This window comes from Bradyrhizobium sp. Ec3.3 (assembly GCF_000472925.1).
Lineage (GTDB): Bacteria > Pseudomonadota > Alphaproteobacteria > Rhizobiales > Xanthobacteraceae > Bradyrhizobium.
Map to the genome: position 1 here is coordinate 22,996 of NZ_AXAS01000052.1, position 24,379 is coordinate 47,374.

Genomic DNA, 24,379 nt, shown 5'->3' on the forward strand with positions numbered 1-24,379 from the left:
CCTCTCCCGCAAGCGGGAGAGGTAAACAGACTCAGGCGAGCTTGACCGTCTCGGTCTTCACATCCTTGCCGAGCGCCTCGAACACCTTGGCGACGATGCCCTTGGCGTCGAGACCGGCGCGGCCGTACATCGCGGCCGGCGTGTCGTGGTCGAGGAAAACGTCGGGCAGCACCATCGAGCGGAACCGCACCGCGCCGCTGTCGAGCACGCCCTGGTCGGTCAGGAACTGCGCGACATGCGAGCCGAAGCCGCCGACCGAGCCTTCCTCGATCGTGATCAGGATCTCGTGCTCGCGGGCGAGCTTGAGCACCAGGTCGGTATCGAGCGGCTTCATGAAGCGCGCGTCCGCGATCGTGGTGGAGAGGCCGTGCGCGGCGAGCTCGTCGGCCGCCTTCTCGCACTCGGCAAGACGGGTGCCGAAGGAGAGCAGGGCGATCTTGTTGCCCTGGCGGACGACGCGGCCCTTGCCGATCTCGAGGGGAATGCCGACCTCGGGCATTTCGACGCCGCGGCCCTCGCCGCGCGGATAGCGCAGCGCGCTCGGACGGTCGTTGATCGCGACCTGGGTCGCGACCATGTGCACCATTTCGGCTTCGTCGGAGGCCGCCATGATCACCATGTTCGGCAGACAGCCCAGATAGGCGTTGTCGAACGAGCCCGCATGCGTCGCGCCGTCAGCGCCGACGAGGCCGGCGCGATCGATGGCGAAGCGCACCGGCAGGCTCTGGATCGCGACGTCATGCACGACCTGGTCGTAGCCGCGCTGCAAGAAGGTCGAGTAGATCGCACAGAACGGCTTGTATCCTTCGGTGGCGAGGCCGGCGGCAAACGTCACCGCGTGCTGCTCGGCGATACCGACGTCGAAGGTCCTGTTGGGGAACGCCTTGTTGAAGATGTCGACGCCAGTGCCGGACGGCATTGCCGCGGTGATGGCGACGATCTTGTCGTCCTTCTGGGCTTCCTTGACCAGGCTCTGACCGAACACGTTCTGGTAGGCCGGCGCATTCGGTTTGGCCTTGGCCTGAGTGCCGGTCGCGACGTCGAACTTGACGACCGCGTGGTACTTGTCTGCGGAGGCTTCCGCCGGGCCGTAGCCCTTGCCCTTCTGGGTCACGACGTGGACCAGGATCGGGCCGGTCTCCATGTCGCGCACATTCTTCAGAACGGGCAGCAGGTGGTCGAGATTGTGGCCGTCGATCGGACCGACGTAATAGAAGCCGAGCTCCTCGAACAGCGTGCCGCCGTCCATCATGAAGCCGCGGGAGTATTCCTCGACGCGGTTGGCGCGGTTGGCGATGATCTTGGGCAGGCGCTTGTTGATCTGCTTGGCCGCTTCGCGCAGCGTGCGATAGGTCTTGCCGGAGTAGAGCCGCGACAGATACGCGCTCATCGCGCCGACCGGCGGGGCGATCGACATGTCGTTGTCGTTGAGGATGACGATCAGGCGGGAGTTCATCGCGCCCGCATTGTTCATCGCCTCATAGGCCATGCCTGCCGACATCGAGCCGTCGCCGATCACGGCGATGACGTTGTTCTTGCCGCCGGCGAGGTCGCGCGCCACCGCCATGCCGAGGCCGGCCGAGATCGAGGTCGAGGAGTGCGCCGCGCCGAACGGATCGTAGTCGCTCTCGCTGCGCTTGGTGAAGCCGGAGAGGCCGCCGCCGGTGCGCAAGGTGCGGATGCGGTCGCGCCGCCCGGTCAGGATCTTGTGCGGATAGGCCTGGTGGCCGACGTCCCAGATCAGCCGGTCGCGCGGCGTATCGAAGATGTAATGGATCGCGGTGGTCAGCTCGACCACGCCGAGGCCCGCGCCGAAGTGACCGCCGGTCACGGAAACGGCGTCGATCGTCTCCTGCCTCAGCTCGTCTGCGACCTGGTGGACCTGCTCGATCTTGAGCTTGCGCAGGTCATCCGGCGTTCGGATGGTGTCGAGAAGCGGCGTCTTGCTGTATGCGTTCACGGCGATTTCCAATTTTAAGGGCCGGACGACCGTCCGGCGCGAGATGGGTATGCACAATATTGGCGCAGCGCGAGCCCTGACTGTCGGAGCCACCTGCGCAGGGGCAAAGCCCCTTCTTCAAGCTTAAGTGAGCCTAAGTGCGCTCCGGTTCAGTCTCTGTGATCTTGTCACTCAGCTCGGCGTCACCCGTCCCAGCCAATTTCATTAGCTATTTGAAGCACTTGCCGTCAGCAATATTTGCTTACGAAAGGCTCTCAAATAGCCATAGTCCGCGCACCTTTACACCAAAGCTGCCGCCAAAGCCAACCCGTTAGGCCCCTGGACAGGGTATGAGCCTGCAAGCCTTGGGCCGGTTTGGTTAACCCCGGCTCCGGGCCGGTGGTTCCATCTTGCCGAGTTCCGCGGCAGGAATTTGACCGCGGGGACAGGAATTTTCCAATTCCAGCCGTCGCCAGGCAAACTCGCGGGCCGAGGCGTCCCCTAGCGCGACCGCAAGCGCCGCGTCCGGCATGGCCATCCGTTCCCGCAAGGGAACCGGGCCGCACACGATCATGAAGAAGTCGTAGGCGTGGGGGCGCTCATTGGCCATCACGAACTGGAAATGGACGCGGAAGAACTGCCAGCGGAACAACTTGTAGTGCTCCGGCGCGATGATCTCGCGAAAGCGCACCGGCACGATGGCGGCGGGATTGCAGCGTGCCGCGCCGACGTCGATGCCGTGGCCCGCGATCGGATCGAACTGGAAGAAGTTCATCACGTCCTTGCGGGCCTGGCAGTCGATCCATTCGATCGAGGGCTCGACCGCGAGCTCGCGCAAACGGTCGCGGAAGTCCTGTGCCGCCGCGTGATAGCCGACGACCGGACAATTGCCGCCGACCGTAAGCAGCATGACGCGGCCGCCGCGTTGCCCGAGCGCAGGATCAAGCTTGAGCGCGCGCGCCAGGATCTCGATGGCGAGGAACGAGCCCGAGGAGTGGCCGACCAGCACGATCTCCTCTGCGCGCGTGGTGCGCGCGACCTTGCACAGATGCTCCGCAAAGCGGTCGATGCGCCGGTCCCACTCCGGCTGGCGGCGATGGGCGAATTCCCAGGTCCAGATGTGGTCGCGCAGGAGATAGAGCACATAGGTCCTCTCCTCCGTGTATTTCAGCGTGGTGCCGAGCAGCGCTACGAACAGTGCGGCGGCTGCGAGCAGGCTGAAGGGATCGGGGACGCCGAATGCATCCAGCCCTTTGCGGAACAGCCATGCGACGCCGGCCGCGCACAGCGCCTCCGCGAGCAGCACCAGATAGGGGTAGCTGACGAAGGTCGCGAATCGCCAGTTCGCCTTGGCGAAGCGCGCGATGGTGCCGCCGAACACGAGCTGGCAGTAGACCCAGAGCGCAGCGAACACGGTCTTGCGGATCGGCTGGGCGAGGTCGCGCTTGATGAAATCCTCAAAGCGCAGGAAGTCATAGGCCGTGCGGGTCTGCCAGTCGTCCGCGCGGGTCTCGATGCTCCACGACGCGATCTCGCCTTCGCTCAGATCCTGCGGCCTGCTGATCGTGGTCTTGAGCTGGTAGAGCCGGTCGAACTTGCGCAGCTCGGTACGGAACATGCGATAATATCGCGCGAGGCCGCGCGGATCGTAGCCCTGCACATAGATGATATGGCGGTTCTGAACGCGCACTGACCTTGTGATCCCGCAAGCCGGCCTTGGGGCCCCGTCAGGCGCCCCAGCCTCTCTCCCCCGATTGACGCGCTTCTTCGACGTAGAACGTCGATGTTCGCCCGGACCGTTGGCCCGGTCCGCATTCCCTGCCTCGGGACTATAGCAGTCCGCGGGACAGGCCAAGAGCTATTTGCGGCCTGGCTGCGCGGCCTTCGGGCGCATTCCCTGAATGTTCTGAATGGCTTGGGGGTATCGGGGAAAGGCGGCTACTGCACGTCGAGGGGCGCGGTGCCGCTCGCCTGGCCGCTGGCGTCCGTGGTGATCTTGTCGACGCGGGCCTCGGCCTGGCGCAAGAGTTCCTCGCAGCGGCGCTTCAAGGCCTCGCCGCGCTCATAGATCGCCACCGATTCTTCCAGCGGCACCTTGCCCTCCTCGAGGCGCTTCACGATCGTTTCGAGTTCCTCGATCGCGCGCTCAAAGGTCAGCCTGGTGACGTCGATTTGGGTGTTTTCGGCCATATCAGTTTCCGATTGCCCGCCCTTCGCTAAGTTACGAAGCAAGATTTTGCGGGCGCAATGTGGCGGGTGTCGTCAGGCGCCCATCAGGGCGCCGACATGCGCCGTAACAGATTCTTTCAGTCCTTGCAGGTCATAGCCACCCTCGAGCACCGAAACAACGCGTCCGCCCGCGGTCTTGTCGGCGAGGTCCATGAGCTTCCGCGTGACCCAGGCATAGTCCTCCCCGCGCAGGTTCAGCGAGGCCAGCGGATCGCGGTAATGCGCGTCGAACCCTGCGGAGATGATGAGAAGCTCGGGGCTGAACTTCGTCAGCTGCGGCAGGATCAAATTCTCGAAGGCGTCGCGGAATTCAGGGCCGCCGTCCTCGGAGGCGAGCGGCGCGTTGACGATGGTGTCGTGATCGCCGCGCTCGGAGCGCGCGCCGGTGCCTGGAAACAGCGGCATCTGATGGGTCGAGCAGTACATCACGGTCGGATCCGACCAGAAGATGTCCTGTGTGCCGTTGCCGTGGTGCACGTCGAAATCGACGATGGCCGCACGCTTGATGCCGTATTTGCGCTGCGCGTGGCGCGCGGCGATCGCGACATTATCGAAGAAGCAGAAGCCCATCGGCTTGCCGATCTCGGCATGGTGTCCGGGCGGGCGCACCGCGACGAAGGCGTTGCGGTGCTCGCCCGCCATCACGGCCTCGGTCGCGGCAACTGCGCCGCCGACCCCGCGCATGACGGCTTCCCAGGTACCCGGCGACATCGAGGTGTCGCCGTCGATATAGACTTGGCCGCTGGTCGGCGCGATGTGGCGAAGCTCGGTGACGTAATGCTCGTTGTGGCAGAGCGTGACGAGGTCGAGATTGCCCTCCGGCGCCTGGTCGCGCACCAGGAACTGGAAGCGCTCGTGCGACAGCGCTTCCTCCACCGCGCGCAGGCGGTCCGGCCGCTCGGGATGGCCCTGCGGCGTGACATGGTCGAGGCAGGCCTTGTGGGAGAGAAGAAGCGTGCTCATCAGGTCGGGCTCACTGCGAACGGGCTTTTGACGTCGCTTGGCGCATCCGGCGCCAAAAGGCAATGCAAAACGCAATGTAGGGCTTTGGCCGGGAATGGCAAAGGTGGTCCCGTTCCGGGCCGTTTGATCCGGATCAATTGGTGCGCTGGATGCGGGTCGGTGGCAGCGGGCCGATCGGGCCGTGCACCCTGAAGAAGGCAAACAGCGCATCCGCATCGTAGCCGCCATATTGCGGCGAGGTGCCCTGCTTGGCGACCGTGAAACCGTCGCCGCCGACGGCGAGATAGTCGTTGAGGGTGACGCGGTAGCTCGATGCCGGATCGATCGGCTTGCCGTCGAGCGTCATCTTGTCGGCCGCGACGCGCTCGCCGAACGGCTTTGAGGCGTCCCAGACATAGCTGAAGCCATTCGACACCTGGAGTATCCGCGGCCGCTTTGGATCGAGCCATTGCTGCTCCAGCATCTCCTTGAGCTGGCTGCCCGTGAGCGTCAGGGTGACGAGGCGGTTGCGGAACGGCTGGCTCGCGAACACTTCGCCAAAGGACACCGCGCCGTTCTCCTTCGGCACGATGTCGGTGCGGATGCCGCCGGGATTGGTGACGGCAATGACGGCGCCGCCGTCCTTCGCGTCCTTCGTCGCCGCCAACTGCGCATCCGCGATGACGTCGCCGAGCGCGCTCTCGCCTGCGTCGTTGGGCACGCGCGACAATGTCTGTGTCACCGAGCCAGCCGGACGGTTGGCGATGGGGGCTGCGAGCTTGTCGTAGGCCTCGATCAGCGCGGTCTGATCGGGATCCTTGGCGAGCGAGGCGTTCGCGACGATGACGTTCTCGGCTTTCGCGCTGACGATGTCGCGCGTCGTGGAATCGAGCGTGACGTCGATCGCGGTCACCAGCGTGCCGTACTTGTCGCCGCTGGTGACGAGCCGGCCGTCGATGTTGCAGACGTAAGCCCGATGCGTGTGGCCGCTGACGACGACGTCGACCGCGCGATCGAATTTCTTGACGATGTCGACGATAGGCCCTGAAATGCCCGGGCATTCATTGTAGTCGCCGGTCGGCTCGCCGCCTTCGTGGATCAGGACCACGATCGCCTCGACGCCGCGCGCCTTCAGCTGCGGAACAAGCGCATTCACCGTCTCGGCCTCGTCGCGGAATTCGAGCCCGGCAATGCCGGCCGGCGAGACGATGCCGGCGGTGCCCTTGAGCGTCAGCCCGATGAAGGCGACGGGGATGCCGTCGAATTCCCTGATCTCATAGGGCGGCAGGATGCTCTTGCCGGTCGCGGTATCGATGGTGGAGGCCGCCAGATAATGGAATTTGGCACCCGTGAAGGGATGCGGTCCCTGGCATCCGTCCTCCGGATGGCAGCCGCCGTTCTGCATCCTGAGCAGCTCGGTCTTGCCCTCGTCGAACTCGTGATTGCCGACCGAGGTGATCGCAAGCCCCATCGTCGACAGCGACTCGACCGACGGCTCGTCATGAAACATCGCCGACAAGAACGGGCTCGCGCCGATGAGGTCGCCGGCTGCGACGAAGATCGTGTTCTTGCGGCCCTCGCGAAGCTGCTTGACCAGCGTCGCCATGTACTCGGCGCCGCCCGCTGCGACCGACACCTTCTTGGACTTGTCCTCGGGATCGCCGATGCGGATGCCGCCGGGCGGCGGGCGGAGATTGCCGTGGAAGTCGTTGATCGCGAGGATGCGCAGTTCGACCGGCGTCGCGCTCTGGGCAAGAGCGGGCAGGGCGCAGCCGAGCGCCAGCGTGGCGAATATCGGGCGGAGGGAGCATCGCATGGAACAAGATTAGACGCTCCACGCAAAGATTTCACGATGCTTGTTGCTTCAATTCGTCGATCGCGAACGCTCGTAAACGAGAATCCGATTCGTGGCGTTGACGCATCCCTCACCACATGCTGGGGCCAAACCAGCCAAAATGCGCCTGCCGTGCCATCATGAACTCGTATGGCGGCGCGCGCCTCCTTGTCGCCTTGTGCTGGTGCGACGGTCTCGTCTCACGCGCTCTCGCCTTCGGCGCGGCCGGACGCGCGGCATCGGATGGCTGAAATTGCGCAAATGCCTCGCGTGTCTTGTCCGCGGTGGTCGTTGTCGACTTCGGGGTGCTGCGCTCGTCGTTCGCGATCGGAGCAACAACGATGGTCGGCTGGCTGGTGTCGTAGACCACGCGCTCCGGCAATTTCATCTCGGACCGGATACGAATGGCAATGCGATTGGAATCCGCCTTTTCGGCAACGGGAGACGTCGTCACGCAGGCGTCCGCAATGAACAGCAGCACGAGCAGGGCGACGCCGATCAACGCAAAGTACCGGGCCAGGGGCATACGATGCTCCAAGACCCCCCTACCATTTGTGCATGCTCGGCCGCGTTTGTCCGGCACGAGTTGATTCAGATCAAGCTATGTGCATCTTCGCCGCGCCGTCGAGACCAGATGATGGTTGCGCTTCGGCGAGACGTTGGTTGTGCAATTTGTGCCATTCGCCGAGCGACAAAAAGAGCCCCGGCTATGCCGGGGCTCCAGTGGTGGGTAACCAGTGCTTGATTAGTAGCGCGCGGTGACCGGCGCGCCGTAACCGCCGAAGCGGTAGTTGAAGCGCACGGTGACCATGTCGACATCCTGGCTGATCCGGTCGTTGAGGACGCCGGCAAGGCGCGGATCGACCACGGAGAAGGAGTTGTTCGCGTGCCCCATCCACAGATGGTCGTATTCAAAACCAACCGACCAGTTCGGTGCGAAGCCATACTCAAAGCCGACACCCAAGGTGCCGCCCCAGCGCGTGTTACTTGCCGAGACCAGACCGAGCCCGGTGATGTTGTCGAATATAGTAAGGTTATTGCTGGTCACGGCCGCGCCGCCCTTCACGTAGAGCAGTGCCGCGTTCCACGCCCAACCGATTTGACCCGTGAAGAGGCCGATGCCGTCGGTTTTCACCGTGGTTGAGAGCGTCGGATCGAGCAGGCTAACGCGCGTGTTCCTGAGGTTGGCCCAATCGCCTTGTGCCTCCAACCCGAACACAAACTGATTGGTTTGCCAGCGATACCCGATTTGTCCGCCGACGACGCCTCCGGAACGATCGCTGCAACCGCTAGCGACTGTTCCTAGAACGGTGACGAAATCCAAGCAATTGTGGCTCTGGCCCCATCCGCCATTGGCGCCGATGTAGAAGCCACTCCAGTTGTAGATCGTCACCACGGGCGGAGGCGGCGGTGCCTTGACGGCCATGTCGGCAGCCGATGCGGGAGCGGCCATGCCCAAGGCCGCGAGGCCGACAGCGGCCATTAATAGTTTCTTCATCCTGATTGTCTCCATGTCCCCTAGTGCGGGTCTTCTTCAATCAATAAATTCGCGTGCACGATCGCGTGCACATCTCTGCCATTCCAGCCTCAAGTTTAGTCGCGCCGCGTTTAGGCCCCCGTAACAAAATGGCAACACTCAACCGCAATCGAAAAATTGCGCGACTCATGATCGGTGCGCGCTCAGCCATCATCATCGGAAGGAGCCGCGCGTTGTGTTGAATCCTCCTGGCTTTCCGCAAGCCAGAGATGGACGCCGTTGGACGGGATGAGACGCCTCGGGGAATGGGGATTTATCGTGCCTGCGAAAACGATCAGTCCGTCTTCCAGCTTTGCACGTGCGAAGATTTTGGCTTCGGCTTCCGTTGCAAATGTTCTGGTTTCGCGCGGGCTTCGCCTCTTGGGCAGGAGACCGGTCTTGCGGCTCTCGAAGGTGACGTACCAGGTTGGCTGCATTTCACACGACGCGTGGGCGAATATTGGTGTCGGGGGCTGCAGTTCATGCGAGGAGCCGGGTCCACCTTTGACCTAGGTCAATCGATTTTGTTCCTTCCTGGCCATGAAGATTGGCCTGACGTGCCTGGACCCGACCATGCCGAGGCTTTCCGAACCGGCCTATTTTCTTGCTGTGATCATGACGATCGCGACCACGGCTGCGAGCGAAGCAAAGGTGTTGCGCGACAAAGGCAACTCGCCGACAGTCTTGATTTTCAAGGACGCGGAAGCGCTCAGTCGCTTCAGCAAGCTGGCCGTCGCCGCTTCGCAGAACGAAAGTGCCGTGGGGCCTTTGCTCTCTTGCAGGGCTCCGCAGGGCAGCAAGGTCGATGTCCTCGGCAGCGGATATCGAACGGCGTTCGTTCGCGTGGTCGACGGCATCGCCGCCGGTTGCGAAGGAACGGTGTCGCTGGGAACCTTGAAGGACCAATAATCGGCGCCGTCGTGTCTCCGGTAGCCAAGGCGTCGACGAGGTGGTGCGAAGCGAAGCTTGATCTAACCCAAGCCTCGCATCGATCAGCGTTGAAAGCGTGCAAAGGGTCGCCGTCTCAACACGTGAGCCCGGAAGCTCGCCCTCATCCGGAATTCAAACCGCGCTTGAATTCCGACCTCTCCCCGCAAGCGCGGCGAGAGGAAGTGCCTAATGCCTGTTCCTCGCGAAGAACGCCTTGAATGCGGCGATGGCTTCCTTCGAGCGTATTCGTTCGCCGAAGAGATGGCTCTCCTGGTCGATGCGGCGCGTCAGTTCCTCCGGCGGCAGGCGCAGCAATTTGCGCGAGATCGCGACCGCGTCCGCCGGCAGCTTGCAGATGTCGCGCGCCACCTTCTTGGCCTCGGCCTCGGTATGTCCGGGTGAGACGACCATGTTGACGAAACCGGCATTTTGCGCCTCGGCGGCGGTGAAGGTGCGTCCCATCACCAGCATCGCGAAGGCGCGCTGGTAGCCCATGGTGCGCGGCATCAAGAGGGTTGATGCGCCCTCCGGGATCAGTCCGAGCGGGACGAACGGCGTCCTGAAAGTCGCAGCCGTCGATGCGAGCACGTAGTCGCAATGGAACAGCATGGTCGTGCCGATTCCGATCGCGACGCCGTCGACGGCGGCGATGATCGGCTTCACATTGTGGGCGAGCGAATAAAGCAGCTTGATGGCATTGGAGGCTCTCGGCGTCTCGGGGCTCGCCGTGGCATCGGCCAGGAACTCCTCGATGTCGTTGCCTGCGCTGAAGGCGCCGGAGCCGCCGGTGATGATGAGGCAGCGGATGTCCGGGTTGTTCTGCGCCGTGTCGATCGCGTGGCCGATGTCGCGGTACATGGCTTGCGTGACCGCGTTCCTCTTGTCCGGCCGGCGCAGCGTGATCACGCGCATCGCGCCCTCGTGTGTCACAACAATCTGGCCGGCCATGCTTCCCAGTCCCCAATAGCGGCCCGCAGCACCGTTGCCGCCAGCCTGTCGTTTTGCTGTCAGCCTACATCATCTTGCGGAACTGCAAAACCTGGGGTTGCCGTTTTCAACGGTGGGGGCGGTGCATCCCACCCCCTCGCGGTTGCGCGGGGATGACGGAGCGAACAGTGCGCAGTTCTTACCCCAGCAGCACCGCGTCCGCCGCTGCGACCGACTCCGCGCTCTCCGTCACGGTGCGCTCCAGCGAGGTGGCCTGCACGGTGATGTTCTCTGCGAAGAAGCGGGCGAGCGAGACGTAGCGGGGCGCATCGAGGTTGCCGTCGCTCTTGGCCGCGAGCGCCTCGCTTGCCAGCATGCAGCCGCCGAGCGTCGCACCGAACTGCTGGAGATAGGGTGTGGCGCCGGCGAGTGCGTCGTTCGGCGCCTCAGCCAGCCGCTCCAGGAGCCACTTGCTGGTGCGCTTGAGCGCGTCCAGCGCCTCGCGCAATTTGACGCCGGTGGTGCCGAAGGCGGGATCGTTGGAGGCCTCGACCTGCTTGATGATGCCGGAGAGCTCGCCGAGCAGCCCCCAGACTGCGGTGCCGCCGTTGGCCGCCAGCTTGCGCGTAACGAGGTCGATCGCCTGGATGCCGTTGGTGCCTTCATAGATCGCGGTGATGCGGGCGTCACGGTAGTGCTGGGCCGCGCCGGTCTCCTCGATGAAACCCATGCCGCCATGCACCTGGACGCCGAGATAGGCGACCTCGTTGCCGACATCGGTCGAATAGGCCTTTGCGATCGGCGTCAGCAGCGCCGCGCGCGCCGCGGCCTCGACCCGCACGCCGGGATCCCTGGCGCGCGTCGAGACGTCGATTGCGACTGCCGTCGCATAGCAGATGGTGCGCGCGGCCGCGGTCTGTGCGCGCATCCGCATCAGCATGCGCTTGACGTCGGGATGCACGATGATGGCATCGGAGCCGTCGCCCTTCTTGCCGAGGGCGCGACCCTGCTTGCGTTCCTGCGCGTAAGCCAGCGCCTGCTGATAGGCGCGGTCGGCGACGCCGACGCCTTCGAGGCCGACGCCGAGGCGGGCCTGGTTCATCATCGTGAACATGCAGCGCATGCCCTGGTTCTCTTCGCCGATCAGAAAGCCGATCGCGCCGCCATGATCGCCCATGGTCATGGTGCAGGTGGGGGAGGCGTGCATTCCGAGCTTGTGCTCGACGCCGCTGGCATAGATGTCGTTGCGCGCGCCGAGCGAGCCGTCGACGTTGACCATGAATTTGGGAACAAGGAACAGAGAAATTCCCTTGGTGCCGGCGGGTGCATCAGGCAGGCGCGCGAGCACGAAATGCACGATGTTGTCGGTCATGTCGTGCTCGCCATAGGTGATGAAGATCTTCGTCCCCTTGATGCGATAGGTGCCGTCGGCCTGCCGCTCGGCACGGGTGCGCAGCGCGCCGACGTCGGAGCCGGCCTGCGGCTCGGTGAGCTGCATCGTGCCGGTCCATTCGCCGGTGACGAGTTTTTCGAGATAGATCTGCTTCAGCTCGTCGCTGCCATGCGCCTCCAGCGCCTCGATCGCGGAGGCCGTCAGCAGCGGGCAGAGGCCGAAGGCGACGTTGGAGGCGCTCCAGATCTCGGTGCAGGCCGCGTTGATCGCGAGCGGCAGGCCCTGGCCGCCGAACCCCTCCGGCCCCGACACCGCGTTCCAGCCGCCGTCCGTCCAGCGCTTATAGGCATCCGGCCAGCCGGGCGCGGTCGTGACCTTGCCATCATCGAGCTTGATGCCGTTCTCGTCGCCGACTCGGTTGAGCGGCGCAAGAACGTCGGTCGCGAACTTGCCGGCTTCCTCCAGCACGGCAGCTGCGATATCGGCGTCGAAATCGCCGTAATGGCCGGCCTCCACGGCGGCCTTGAGGCCCGCGCCGTGATTGAGCGAAAGCAGCATGTCGTTGATCGGCGCGCGGTAGGTCATGGCGTACTCCCGGAAACCTCGTTGGCGCCGTATTCCCACGAAACCGCCGGGGTCTCAATGGCCGGGAGGGCCAAGTTTCGTGACTGGCAAGCCAGGCCGGGCGCGGGCAGGGCGCCCATAATAAAGAGTGGCGCAAACGCCCCCGCCGCCGGCCAATTTGCGCGCGGAGGCGGTTGAAATGGCCGGCTACTCTCTGTAGACCGGCGGGACCCGAAGGGAATCCGCGGTAGCCTGTTCTGGCGCCGTTCCCGAAGGCGGTTTTGGGGCGTAGCCAAGCGGTAAGGCAGCGGATTTTGATTCCGCCATTCGGAGGTTCGATCCCTCCCGCCCCAGCCAGCACTTAAGCCGCTGAGTTCGCTATGTAAGCAGCTCCATTCCCGCCAAGTTTTTCTGACGCGTTTGGAAATGCAGCTTCCAATGCTCAGGTCCAGAGTCGAACTAAACGGCGTCGTCCATTGCATCGACCATCTTGGCTTAGCTCCGTGGCTTTCAGCCCAACATATACCGCGGACGCTACTCGAGCAGGTCTGTTACTCCCTCATCGTAAAATTGCGTATTACGGCGAACAAATCGGACAGGCAGTCAAGATGATGCACTTTTGAGCAATTGGCGCGTGCTGCAGTTCGCCAAACGCTCGGTGGTTCGAGTCGGTCCCCGCTACCACGGACCACGATTTTCTGCGCCAATCTACGATTTTGGCGACTGAGTTCGCCGGATGATAGCAGGCATGCTAGCTTACGCGCTTGGTTGAGATGGTAACGCCGCTGGAGAGAGAATTAGCCTTGTGTTCAGAGCTGCAGTTTTGAAATCGGACCTTTGATCGATACCTCCTTGAGGCCGCGGCTGGCGAGAGCGCGGAAATCGGAAACCTCATTGAGCGATACGGCCGCGCCGAGACCGTGGAGCAGCTTGACGCGAATGAGGTCGGCGCCCTTCGCGTCGCCGAACCAAACGATGGGCGTGCGTCGATGGTCACGGCCCGCAGTTCGACATTGCTGAATTCAAGATTCTTCGCGTGAGGTATGTAGAAGTGCTGCGCCGGCAAGGAGCCAAACAGAGCGGGCTCAGGACAGTCGCTCGGTTGCTCGGAGGGTTGGAGCGCGGCCATCTCAGCCGTACCTGATCTTGATGTCTTCGACCGCATGTCCTGGAACGCCGCTAATGATCGATGGCATATCGTTCAGGAGCGCGTTGCAGGTGACATTGCTGATCAGAACGCGCTTGAGTGTGCCAATCGCAATGCCGGTGGGGCCGCGCGGACGTGATCCGAGACGCACGAATAGCGGCGCGTTGCGGATGTCGCGCATACTGACCCCTGTCACGGTGATGTCCTCCATGATTCCGCCATCGACTGTCTCGAGCGCAAGGCCGCGACAGCTTTCAAAGACGCAGTTTGAAATGGCGATGTTCCGGAATCCGCCGTTCGATTCGGTCCCGCACTTGATGCGACCGGTGCGCTGCCAACCGAGATCCTCGAAAGTCTCCGGAAAGCGCTTGAAGCTGCCGTCGATGAGAGAGCCGACCTGGTAGCCGCCTGTTTCGATCGCGCGGAATGAGGCCAACCGCAATCGCTACGACGCCGATCACGCGACCCTGAAAGGGCTCTACGCGAACAACGGAACCGCGATGCGACGAGTCCACGGCGAGCCTAGTCTGATTGTTGCCCAGCGGTCTTGGTAACGACATCCAATCTTACGTGCCTTGCGGCTTCGCATCGAAGCGCGACACCACGAGAAGTCGAGAACTGTGTTGCGCCGAGGATATCCGGGCCCGTCGGAGGCTTCGCAATCCGATCCTCGATCGCAGCGAGGAACTCGTCGAGAGGCTCAAGAACAGACGCCTGGGAGAGGCCGGCAATTTATCGAGGCATTCGGCCGGCTAGTGTCTGGGATTTAAAGCACTGTTCAGACCATCACCGATCAGGTTGAAGCCGATTACGAGAGCGATGATTGCGAGGCCGGGCCAGAATGCCATCCATGGCGCCTCGCTGAGAAACTGCCTCGCCACATCGAGCATGGCACCCCAGGAGGGAAGCGGAGGAAGTTGACCAAGACCAAGGAAAGCAAGACTCGCTTCGGCCAGAACTGCAATGGCCATCGTGAGTGTCGCCTGCACGATCGTCGGCGCGAGAACATTTGGTAGCACTTGCCCTGCCAAGATGGCGAAATGACCAAGCCCTTGGGAACGGGCCGCCGCGATGTAATCCTCCGTTCGGACAACCAGTGTCTCGGCACGCGCAACGCGCACAAATACCGGAACGGCGGAAATGCCGATTGCGATCATCGCATTCTCAAGGCTGGGACCGAGGAACGCGGCCAGTGCAATCGCAAGAACGAGAAAGGGGCAGGCGAGCAGAGCGTCTGCGAGGCGCGATATCACCATGTCGACGATGCCGCCAAAATAGCCGGCGATGAGACCCAGGGGAAGGCCGATCAAGACTGCGACAGTGACGGAGATCATGCCGGCGGCAAGCGAGGCTTGTGTGCCAAAGACGACGCGGGAGAGTACGTCTCGACCGAGATCATCCGTACCAAACCAATGGATTGCGTTGGGCGCGGCACGAATGGCCATCCAATCCGGTGCGTTTGGATCGTAGGGGGCGAGCCATGATGCGAACACAGCGAGCACGGCGAAGAACAGAATGATCGCGCCGCCGATCACCGCAGAAGGCTCGTGGAGCAGCCGGCGCAGCTCTGAACGGCTACGTCGACGGGCTGGAAGTGCAACCGGCTCCGCTTCAATCGTGCTCATGATCGAAGCCTCGGGTTGAGCAGGGCATAAGCCACGTCGGCAATCAGGCTCATCAGCAGGAAGACAGCTGCAGTGCAGAGCACAACTGCCTGAACCACTGCATAGTCGCGACTGAACACGCCATCAACGACCATCTTGCCAAAACCAGGTATCGAAAAGACTTGCTCCGTCAGTACCGCTCCGGCCAGGAGCTCTCCGAATTGCAACGTGCCCAGAGTCACTACCGGGATCAGCGCATTCGGCAGCGCATGGCGCAGCACAATGGTGCCTTCGCGGACACCCTTGGCGCGGGCCGTACGCACATAATCCTGCTTCATGGCCTGGATCATCGCGCTGCGGACATGGCGCATCATGACCGCGGCGGTGCCCGTACCCAGCACTAAAGCAGGCATTAGCATCGCAAGTAGGTTTCGCCCTACGCTTTCAGACGGCGAGACGAAACCTCCCGCGGGCAGCCAGCCGAGGTTAACCGAGAACAAGAGGATGAGCATGATCCCGAGCCAGAAGTGTGGAATCGACAGGCCGGCCAGTCCGAATAGGCTCGCGCCGTAGTCGAGAAATGTTCCTCGCCACAGCGCAGCGAAGATTCCGATGGGCAATCCGACAAGCAGAGCGACCAGCATCGAGAGGATCGCGAGCTCAATCGTCACCGGCAGTTTTTCCGCCAGCATCCTGCCGATCGGCAAGCGGGTGCGCACCGACGTGCCAAAATCACCCTGGATCACCGATTTCAGCCAGACGCCGTACTGCACCGGGATCGGATCATTGAAGCGATATTTCTGCCGAAGGTATTCCACGACTTCGGGATTGCGTTCTTCTCCGGCCAGCGCCAGCGCGGGATCGCCGGGCAGCAGCTTCTGCAGTCCGAACACCATCATCGACACCAGCAACAGGGTCGGTAACAAGACGGCGAGCCGGCGCAGAACCAGAGTCTTCATCGAGGCAGACTGTTCCTCACTTGGTCGCGGTGCTGCATGTTGGAGGGGTTTGCATCAATTCACGGGCCTTACACCGACCAGCCGCAGAAGACCGTCGGGGACCATGACGATGCCAGCGACCGATTTACGAGCTGCAAAGAACCAGTTTGGGTGATGGAGGGGGATCGACGATAGGTCGCTGAGATAGACATCCGTCGCCTTGACGTAGAGCGCCTTGCGTTTGGCGTCGTCGGCCTCCGCTCGGGCTTGATTCAGGATCGCATCGAGATCCTTGTTGCAGTACTTGTTGACGTTCTGGGAACCTGCGCAACTGAAAAAGGCGACCAGGGTTGGGTCCGGATCCGCGCGGCCGCTCCAGTTGCCGATATAAGCTTCAAAATTGCCGTTCATGTAGCGCTCGATTGCCGTCGCGGTCTCCATCGGTAACAGCTTGACGTCGAAACCCGCTTCGGCCGCCATCGACTGAATGATTTGCGCAACCCGGGAATCTCCGGCCGTGTTCTCGAACTGGATTTCGATCGGTACGCGGGTCATCCCCGCGGCGGCGATCAGCGCCTTCGCCTTCGCTATGTCGCGAGTAGGGGCCTTGTGCGCGCTGTCGTAGAAGGGAGAGGACGGCGGGATCATCTGGTTGTCCGCCAGGAATTCGCCGTTGAAGGCGACGCGATTGATGACGTTGCGGTCGATTGACAGCTCAAAGGCTTGGCGCAATGTCGAGTTCTTGCCGAGCGGCGTATCAGCCTTCGTACCTGCACCGACGTTGAACATCAGATGCGAAACAGCAAGTCCCTGGCCGGAATGCAGAACGAGATTCGCGTCGTCGCGCACGGTCTTGAGGTCGGTCGGCGCGATTCGCTCGGCGAGGTCGAGATCACCGGCCCGCAACCGTGACAATCGTACCGTTGAATCAGGCACGTAGGAGTAGACGACCTCATCATAGCCGATCTGTCCGGCATTCCAGTAACCAGGATATTTCTTGACGCGAATGAGATCGCGCGACTTCCGCTCGACGAATTGATACGGACCGGCACAGACCGGGGCGGCGGCAAACTCGCCGGCTTTTTCTGTGGCGGCCTTGGGCGACACCATCATGCCGGCGCGATCGCTGAGATTGGCAAGCAGGGGAACGAATGGCTCGGATAAGTTCAACTTCACCTTGTCCGCCGCGAGCGCTTCAACGTCTTGAATCGGCGCAAGCTCGGCCTTGCGCTTGGAATCCGGCATCGTCTTCATGCGCTCGATGTTGAATTTGACCGCCGCTGCGTCGAACGAGGTGCCATCGTGGAAGGTGACGTTCTTGCGCAGTGTGAAGGTGATTGACTTGCCGTCCGCAGACCAGTCCCAAGCCTCCGCCAGTTGCGGCACGATCTTGAGGTCAGGCGAGATATCGACGAGTTTGTCGCATAGGGCCGCGAATACGAAGCGTCCGGCGTAAGTGCCGCTGAGCGCGGGGTCGAGTGCATCGGGATCGTCCTGAATGCCGACCCGCAGCGTCGCGGCATCAGCCGAGGCCAGGCCAGATGCAATCGTGAGAAATGCCGCCAGCGCCAATCCGATCCGATTCATTACGGCGATCCTTTCGTCCCTAGGCTTGCTCCCGGCGGCAAGACAAGCATGAGCGGGTCAATTTGTAAATATCGCGAACAAATACGGTTGGTGACCCTCAACAAGCCTGTGAATTTCAGCGAAAATGTGCCAGAATAACTCATAGACGCCCTCTTGACGGGACCACGTATGGCACTTTAGTTCTACTAATTGACTAATTGGACGCGCGCTTCATGCAAGATGTTCCGTCTTCTCCCATTGCGCGGCAACAGTCCGTGCGTCTTGTAGTTCAGCGTTTGCTGCGTGATCGCTCGGTCTCGCGTGCTGAAATCGCGCGCGGCACGGGCCTGTCCAAGCAGACCATCTCGGAAGTGATGCGCGAGCTCGAACGCGAAGGTTGGGTGCACGAGGACGGGCAAATCCAGGGCAGCGTTGGGAGGAGCGCGGTGACTTACGCGCTTCGGGGAGATGCCGCCTTTGTGCTGGGCATCGACCTCGGTGGTACGAAATTGCATGTCGCACTTGCCGACCTGCACGGTGAGATCGTTGCCGAGAGCATAGAACCGACGTCCAACGACGGTGGCCATGCTGTTGTCGCTCAGATCGTGCGAATGAAGGATGCGCTGCTTCAGCAGGCGGGTGTACCGGCACAGCGTTTGCGCGGCGGCGTGATGGGAAGTCCGGGCATGGTTGATCCAGTGTCAGGCAGCATTGTCATAGCGCCCAACATTCCCGGCCTGGACAGCTTGGACGTGAGAGCCGCATTGCGCGAGCAACTCGGCATCGAGGTTGTCATCGAGAACGACGTCAATCTTGCCGCGATCGGGGAGCATTGGCGCGGCAGCAGTCGGAAGGTTCGCAGCTTTGCCTTTATCGCTGTCGGTACATGTATCGGCATGGGCATCTTTTCGGATGGCTATCTCGTGCGCGGCGCACGTGGCGCGGCCGGCGAAATCGCCTACCTACCACTCGGTGGTGATCCTTACGACGCACGTGGTCTGCGGTTGGGTACGCTGGAAACCGCCGTCGGCAGCGCCGGCATTGTCGAGCGTTATGTTGGACTCGGCGGCTCGCTCGGCAGCACGGTGCGCGATATCTTCGAGCGGCTCGACACCGAGGAAGCCGCCCGTATCACGGTCGACGAGATCGGCCGCATCCTGACGAGCGCCATCCTTGCCGTGCAGAGCGTGCTCGATTCAGAAATCATCATCGTGGGCGGCAGTATTGGCGCCCGGCCCGAGTTGAAGCGCCGCATCGACGAATACCTCGGACGCTGTATGCGCCAGCCGGTTCGTATCGAGCTGAGTGCGCTCGGTAGTCGCGCCACACTGATCGGCGCGATCGGCAGCGCGATCGACCTTGTGCACCGCTCTCTGTTCGGCATCGGCAGGGATGCTGGCCCGCTGACCTTGCCCTTCGCGGCAGAAGAAGTCGCCGCATGACAGAATACTCCATCAGCGTTGAGCGGCCCCAACAGTCGGAGAAGGGCATGAGCTGGCGACAACGCGATTTCATGGTACCTGGGCGGTCGCTGGCGGTGGGCGACCGGGGCATGGCCGCGACGTCTCATCCGGCCGTTACGCTGACTGCGGTGGAGATCCTGCGCAGCGGCGGCAACGCCGTCGATGCCGCTATCGCGGCGATCGCGCTCCAGGGGGTCATTGATCCGCACATGACCGGCATCGGCGGTGACTGTTTCGCGATCTATGCCCCTGCATCGGGCAAGCCGGTGGCCATCAACGGCTCGGGCAGAGCCCCGCTGAAGGCCGACCTCGATTGGTTTCGGCAACAGGGACTGACATCCATCCCTGACGATTCACCCCATGCAGTTACCGTTCCGGGTGCCGTTGACGCCTGGTGCCGGCTCTCCGCCGATTATGGTTCGAAAGGCATGGACGAAGTTCTGGCGCCCGCGATCCGCGCGGCAGAAAGCGGCTTCGTGGTTACCCCTCGCGCCGCGCTGGACTGGGCTCGCTATGCCGGTCGCCTCGAGCGACACCGGACCGGCGTACCAGTCTATCTGCCCCGTGGAACTGCGCCCGTCGTCGGCAGCAAACTCAACCATCCTGCACTCGGCGCCACGCTGCGCCGGATCGCTCGCGAAGGACGTGACGCGTTTTATGAGGGGGCTGTTGCAGAGGAAATCGTCGCAACGCTGAGGAGCCTTGGTGGGCTGATGGAGCTTGAAGATTTGACGAGCGCCAGATCGGACTATGTTGTGCCGATCAGTGCCGACTACCGCGACCATCAAATCTGGCAATGCCCGCCCAATGGTCAGGGCATTGCAGCGCTGCTGATTGCCCGCATTCTCGCCGGCTTCGACATGGCCGACCCCGCCCTCAGCGAGGCGGACCGCATTCATCTCCTTGCCGAGGCGACCAAAGCGGCCTACCGGCAGCGCGATGCGCTCGTTGCCGATCCGGCATTCCGTCCGCTCGACGCCGACGCGCTCCTATCGGAGCGATCAGTCGCGGCATTGCGCGCCTGCATCAGCAGAGAGCGCGCGAGCGCGCCGGCCGCGTTCGATATGCCGGTCCATCGCGACACGGCCTATGTGGCGGTCGTCGACCGCGATGGCAACATGGTATCTTTGATCAATTCGCTGTTCTTCGCCTTCGGCAGCGGCCTCTACGCTCCTCGTTCGGGTGTTCTGCTACAGAATCGCGGCGCGGGATTTTCCCTCGTCCCGGGACATCCCAATGCAATCGCGCCGCGAAAGCGCCCCTTTCACACCATCATTCCAGGCCTTCTGGCGAAAGGCGGTAAGCCAATCATGGTGTTTGGCGTCATGGGTGGACAATATCAGGCTGCCGGGCACATGCAGATCCTGAGCGGCGTGCTTGATCGCGGTCTCGACGTTCAGCAGTCGTCGGATACGCCGCGAAGCTTTGCCTTCGATGGCGCGCTGACGCTCGAGCCGACGATTCCAGCCTCCGTCGCTGACGAGTTGACCCGGCGCTGTCATCGCGTGATCTGGGCGGACGAGCCGCTCGGAGGTTGTCAAGCCGTCCACCTCGACGTTTCCCGGGGTGTCATGTTCGGCGCGTCCGATCATCGCAAGGACGGTATCGCGCTGGCGGTCTGAGCCGAATGAGGAGGAACGCAAATGCTGGATCGGAAGAACGAAACGGCAGAGGCGGTCCTGTCGATCGAGCACCTGACTCTGGCGCTGCCTTCAGGCGCGGATCGCGCCTTTGCCGTCGAGGACGTCTCTCTGACCTTGCATCCGCGACAGATCCTTTGCGTTGTCGGTGAATCCGGCTCCGGCAAATCGGTCTGCGCCTCGGCAGTAATGGGGCTGCTGTCCAAGGACATTCGTCTGACAGCGGGAACCATTCGATTCGAGGGGTGCGATCTGCTCAATCTGTCCCCTGCAAAGTGGCGGACATTGCGCGGCCAAAGTATCGCTATGATCTTTCAGGAGCCGATGACAGCGCTCAATCCTGTGATCAGAATCGGCGACCAGATCATGGAGGCATTCGAGGCGCACAAGCAGCTCACACCAGCCGAACGACATGTGCGTGTGCGCGCACTTCTCGAGGAGGTTGGCTTGCGCGATCCGGAGCGCATCATCCGGAGCTATCCGCATCAGTTGTCTGGCGGGCAGCGTCAGCGCGCAATGATCGCAATGGCTCTGGCGCTTGAACCCTCGATCCTGGTGGCAGACGAACCAACAACGGCGCTTGACGTCACCACACAGGCGCAGATTCTTCGGCTTATCCGCGAGATCCAGCAGCGGCGCGACATGGCGGTGCTATTCATTACCCACGATTTCGGGGTCGTCGCCGACATTGCGGACCGCGTTGCGGTGATGGAGAAGGGGCGCGTGGTGGAACAGGGCCCGGTCGAGGAGGTGCTCGAACGCCCACAGCACTCCTATACGCGGCGGCTGCTCGCCGCCGTGCCGCACGGGATACCGCCGGCACGAATCCAGACCGAGCATGAGCCAATCGCATGCGCAGCTTCGGGGCTTGTGAAGACGTACCGGACTAACGACTGGTTCAGTCCGCAGACTGAAGTCGCCGCTGTAAAGAGCGTGAGTTTCGAAATCCGTCGCGGCGAAACGCTCGGTCTGGTCGGAGAGTCGGGGTCCGGCAAGAGCACGATCGGCCGGTTGGTAATGCGTCTTACCGATGCTGACGCAGGGGTCGTGCGCATCGGCGAGCTGAACTTCTTCGAGGTTCGTGGACAGGCCTTGCGGTCCGCCCGCAGGCACATTCAAATGGTGTTCCAGGATCCATTCGCCTCGCTCAATCCGCGTCGTCGCGTCGGACGAATCATTGCCGATGGGCCGATTGCGCATGGCGTTCCTGCGCCGCAGGCTTTCGCCCGTGCCGAGGAGCTGCTAGCGCTGGTCGGCCTAGATCCCAGCGCGGCGCGACGCTACCCTCATGAATTCTCCGGTGGGCAGCGCCAGCGGATCGGCATTGCGCGCGCACTTGCGCTCGATCCGGAGGTGCTCGTTGCCGACGAGCCGGTGTCGGCGCTCGATGTTTCGGTCCAGGCGCAAGTGCTCGCGCTGCTGGAGACACTGAAGGCGGAGTTGCGGCTGGCCGTACTTTTCATAACGCACGATCTCAACGTTGCGGCCCAGGTCTGCGATCGGATCGCGGTGATGTGGCATGGCGAAATCGTTGAGGTCAGGCCGACAGAAGAACTGCTGAGCCGGCCGGAGCATCCTTATACCCAGACATTGTTGGCCGCGATTCCGGGGCGGCAGCTGAGAGCGTCTCATTGAATCAAGGCCGCAGTTGTCATCGAAGAGGTCTCTGAAATGCAGAAATTCAAGGAACTTCCGGTGTTGCGCATCGGTCTCATCGGAAGCGGCTTTATTGCCGCGTTCCATCTGCAGTCGATGCTCGGTGTGCGCAACGTCAGTATCGGCGGCGTTTACAGTCGTTCTGTCGAGCGGCGAACGCGCATCGCGGACAAGGCGCGCAGTCTTGAACTTGGACCGGCGCATGTGTTTGACAGCATCGAGGCGATGGCTATGTCCGGAGAGATCGATGCGCTTTGGCTTCTGACTCCGAACGATACCCGCCTCGATGTCATGCGCGACATTCACCGGGTGACCAAGGCGGGGGCTCCCCTGCGCGCGGTTGCCTGTGAAAAGCCGCTGGCGCGCACTCTTGCAGAGGCACGCGAGATGCGCAGGCTCGTCGAGGATGCCGGCTTGCTTCATGGTTATCTGGAAAACCAATTGTTTTCGACCGCAGTAACGCGTGGCAAGGACATCATTTGGCGGCGCGCCGTACCAGGAAGCGGGCGCCCGTATCTTGCCCGCGCAGCAGAAGAACATTCCGGACCGCACGAGCCGTGGTTCTGGCAAGGCAACAAGCAGGGCGGCGGAGTGCTGTCCGATATGATGTGCCATTCAGTCGAGGTCGCACGGTTCTTGCTGACGGCCCCTGGCGCGAGTCGCGACAGCTTGCGGTTGGTCAGTGCCAGTGCAACGACGGCCAATCTCAAGTGGACGCGACCACGTTATGCGGCCGATCTTAAGACGCGGATGGGAGTCGATTTCAACAAACGTCCAGTCGAAGACTTTGCGCGCGGCATTCTGACAATGGAAGACAAGGAGGGGCACCAGGTGATGATCGAGGCGACAACTTCGTGGACCTATGTTGGGGCCGGCTTGCGTATCCAGCTGGAATTGCTCGGGCCCGAATATTCGATGGAGTTCTCATCACTCTCGACGGGCCTCAGGATATTCCTGTCCCGCGCATTGTCGGGATCGGAGGGCGAGGATCTCGTCGAAAAGCAGAATGCGGAGCAAGGCTTGATGCCGGTGGTCGAGGACGAAGCCGGCATCTACGGCTATACGGACGAAAACCGCCACATGGTCGAAGCATTCAGGCGAGGCACCAGTCCGGCTGAAACATTCGATGATGGAGTTGGCGTTATGGAAATTCTCATGGGACTCTACCGGTCAGCTGAACTCGGTCGCACGGTGCATTTCCCGGATCCGGAGCTTGAGCAATACATTCCGCGAGTAGCCCGGTGACGGCATGGTCGCGACAAAGTGTGCTTTGACGCGTAGTCTGGAGCGGCAGCCTCCGGCGCAAAGCGGACCGTATTTGATTGGCCTCGATCTCGTCGGCCGTGGCTAGCTCAAACTTCCCCATGATGGACTGGACCGAGAGTTCAAATTTTCAGCGGGTTAGAAGGCAGCGTGTGCACGACATGTGCGCCGGGAGGTCAAGAAAAATCCATTGACGGCGAGTGCGGGCATTTGTTTCTCGGCCTGCGATGACGACGGTTAGACCGAGCGGGCGGGGTACTCGCGCGTGACTCAGGCGCTGACCATGCTCGTCGCGACCACAGTTCTGCTGTTCGACCTACCGAAAATGGCTCTAGTGGTTGCAGTGAGAACAGAGAATCGTGTCGGGAGTTCGAGTCGCTCCCCGGCTACTTGTTCCCCATCCTATGCCGCCGGGCCAACCGTTGCCGGCGGCGCCGGATGCTTTCAGAGACGAATTTCACAGCAAGCGGCAGTTATGAAGGCGGCGCGCGCTTCGATGGAACGAACGCGCTGGTTCGTCCGCGGTGTGTTACAACCGTAACCCGGTCCTCCATGTCTGAAATTGTTGTGTAGTGCTGGGCAATCACTCTAGGCCTGGTCGATCGCACAACTCGGTTCGATCCGCCCTCGCGGCGACAGATGGAAGGAAGACAAATGGCGTGGCTGTCCAGGATCAATTCCGTCATCGAGCGCCGCCCTCTGGCCGCGCTGGCTTTGGTTTGTGGGATAGGTTTGGTGATTGGAACGGGCATGGCCATGGTTATTCATACGCACCCGGCCGGCCAATTGTCTTTTTCCGGTCTACCGCCGCGCGGCTGATATGAGATG

At 62.3% G+C, this 24,379-nt stretch carries 19 protein-coding genes and 1 tRNA gene; 7 read left to right on the forward strand and 13 right to left on the reverse strand.

Translation table 11 applies throughout. The features are described 5' to 3' along the window. Positions 1 to 31: 31 nt before the first annotated feature. The 7 genes from dxs to YUU_RS0135075 all read right to left on the reverse strand — a co-directional run bounded on the left by dxs (position 32) and on the right by YUU_RS0135075 (position 8,442). Positions 32 to 1,960: a 1-deoxy-D-xylulose-5-phosphate synthase gene (gene dxs / locus YUU_RS0135045; RefSeq protein ID WP_027526543.1), complete on the reverse strand. Its 1,929-nt coding sequence runs from the start codon at positions 1,958 to 1,960 to the stop codon at positions 32 to 34. 358 nt (positions 1,961 to 2,318) lie between these two features. After that, a complete protein-coding gene (locus YUU_RS0135050; RefSeq protein ID WP_027526544.1) occupies positions 2,319 to 3,629 on the reverse strand; it encodes a hypothetical protein in 1,311 nt (436 codons plus the stop codon). Positions 3,630 to 3,877: 248 nt separating this feature from the next. After that, positions 3,878 to 4,129 carry an exodeoxyribonuclease VII small subunit gene (locus YUU_RS0135055; RefSeq protein ID WP_027526545.1) on the reverse strand — a complete coding sequence of 84 codons (252 nt, stop codon included), beginning with the start codon at positions 4,127 to 4,129 and terminating at the stop codon, positions 3,878 to 3,880. A gap of 72 nt (positions 4,130 to 4,201) precedes the next feature. Continuing rightward, a complete protein-coding gene (locus tag YUU_RS0135060) occupies positions 4,202 to 5,131 on the reverse strand; it encodes a histone deacetylase family protein (RefSeq protein WP_027526546.1) in 930 nt (309 codons plus the stop codon). 133 nt (positions 5,132 to 5,264) lie between these two features. Next, positions 5,265 to 6,926, reverse strand: coding sequence for a bifunctional UDP-sugar hydrolase/5'-nucleotidase (locus YUU_RS0135065; RefSeq protein ID WP_027526547.1), 1,662 nt, complete (start codon positions 6,924 to 6,926; stop codon positions 5,265 to 5,267). Between the two features lie 109 nt (positions 6,927 to 7,035). After that, positions 7,036 to 7,470 carry a hypothetical protein gene (locus YUU_RS55345; protein ID WP_156944676.1) on the reverse strand — a complete coding sequence of 145 codons (435 nt, stop codon included), beginning with the start codon at positions 7,468 to 7,470 and terminating at the stop codon, positions 7,036 to 7,038. A 219-nt stretch (positions 7,471 to 7,689) separates the two neighbouring features. Then, a complete protein-coding gene (locus tag YUU_RS0135075; protein WP_027526548.1) occupies positions 7,690 to 8,442 on the reverse strand; it encodes an outer membrane protein in 753 nt (250 codons plus the stop codon). 633 nt (positions 8,443 to 9,075) lie between these two features. Here YUU_RS0135075 and YUU_RS0135085 point away from each other — a divergent pair. Continuing rightward, a complete protein-coding gene (locus YUU_RS0135085) occupies positions 9,076 to 9,369 on the forward strand; it encodes a hypothetical protein (protein ID WP_156944678.1) in 294 nt (97 codons plus the stop codon). Positions 9,370 to 9,576: 207 nt separating this feature from the next. Here YUU_RS0135085 and YUU_RS0135090 read toward each other — a convergent pair whose 3' ends face one another. Both YUU_RS0135090 and YUU_RS0135095 read right to left on the reverse strand, forming a co-directional pair. Continuing rightward, the gene (locus tag YUU_RS0135090; RefSeq protein ID WP_027526551.1) at positions 9,577 to 10,338 is read right to left on the reverse strand and encodes an enoyl-CoA hydratase-related protein; all 762 of its coding nucleotides are present in this window, start codon (positions 10,336 to 10,338) and stop codon (positions 9,577 to 9,579) included. 178 nt (positions 10,339 to 10,516) lie between these two features. Then, positions 10,517 to 12,295 carry an acyl-CoA dehydrogenase gene (locus YUU_RS0135095; protein ID WP_027526552.1) on the reverse strand — a complete coding sequence of 593 codons (1,779 nt, stop codon included), beginning with the start codon at positions 12,293 to 12,295 and terminating at the stop codon, positions 10,517 to 10,519. 261 nt (positions 12,296 to 12,556) lie between these two features. Between YUU_RS0135095 and YUU_RS0135100 the strand changes: the two genes are divergently transcribed. Next, positions 12,557 to 12,631: transfer RNA gene (locus YUU_RS0135100), tRNA-Gln, on the forward strand. A 773-nt stretch (positions 12,632 to 13,404) separates the two neighbouring features. Here YUU_RS0135100 and YUU_RS55350 read toward each other — a convergent pair. From YUU_RS55350 to YUU_RS0135120, 4 genes are all read right to left on the reverse strand, one after another. Further along, the gene (locus YUU_RS55350; RefSeq protein WP_027526553.1) at positions 13,405 to 13,857 is read right to left on the reverse strand and encodes a hypothetical protein; all 453 of its coding nucleotides are present in this window, start codon (positions 13,855 to 13,857) and stop codon (positions 13,405 to 13,407) included. Positions 13,858 to 14,173: 316 nt separating this feature from the next. Continuing rightward, entirely contained in the window at positions 14,174 to 15,046 is an 873-nt protein-coding gene (locus tag YUU_RS0135110; protein ID WP_027526554.1) for an ABC transporter permease, read from the reverse strand. Then, positions 15,043 to 15,984 carry an ABC transporter permease gene (locus tag YUU_RS0135115; RefSeq protein WP_027526555.1) on the reverse strand — a complete coding sequence of 314 codons (942 nt, stop codon included), beginning with the start codon at positions 15,982 to 15,984 and terminating at the stop codon, positions 15,043 to 15,045. The genes YUU_RS0135110 and YUU_RS0135115 overlap by 4 nt, the downstream gene beginning before the upstream one ends. Before the next feature lie 54 nt (positions 15,985 to 16,038). After that, positions 16,039 to 17,550, reverse strand: coding sequence for an ABC transporter substrate-binding protein (locus YUU_RS0135120; RefSeq protein WP_027526556.1), 1,512 nt, complete (start codon positions 17,548 to 17,550; stop codon positions 16,039 to 16,041). Between the two features lie 197 nt (positions 17,551 to 17,747). On the opposite strand from YUU_RS0135120, the gene YUU_RS52665 reads away from it, so the two are divergent. The 5 genes from YUU_RS52665 (at position 17,748) to YUU_RS59185 (ending at position 24,370) form a co-directional block, all read left to right on the forward strand. Beyond that, a complete protein-coding gene (locus YUU_RS52665) occupies positions 17,748 to 18,971 on the forward strand; it encodes an ROK family transcriptional regulator (protein WP_245288181.1) in 1,224 nt (407 codons plus the stop codon). 47 nt (positions 18,972 to 19,018) lie between these two features. Beyond that, on the forward strand, positions 19,019 to 20,614 hold the full coding sequence (gene ggt, locus YUU_RS0135130; protein ID WP_027526557.1) for a gamma-glutamyltransferase: 1,596 nt from the start codon (positions 19,019 to 19,021) through the stop codon (positions 20,612 to 20,614). A 21-nt stretch (positions 20,615 to 20,635) separates the two neighbouring features. Continuing rightward, a complete protein-coding gene (locus YUU_RS0135135) occupies positions 20,636 to 22,267 on the forward strand; it encodes an ABC transporter ATP-binding protein (RefSeq protein ID WP_027526558.1) in 1,632 nt (543 codons plus the stop codon). Positions 22,268 to 22,303: 36 nt separating this feature from the next. Then, positions 22,304 to 23,533: a Gfo/Idh/MocA family protein gene (locus YUU_RS0135140; protein ID WP_027526559.1), complete on the forward strand. Its 1,230-nt coding sequence runs from the start codon at positions 22,304 to 22,306 to the stop codon at positions 23,531 to 23,533. Between the two features lie 672 nt (positions 23,534 to 24,205). Further along, positions 24,206 to 24,370, forward strand: a complete 165-nt coding sequence (locus YUU_RS59185; RefSeq protein WP_156944679.1) for a hypothetical protein — start codon at positions 24,206 to 24,208, stop codon at positions 24,368 to 24,370. Positions 24,371 to 24,379 lie beyond the last annotated feature (9 nt).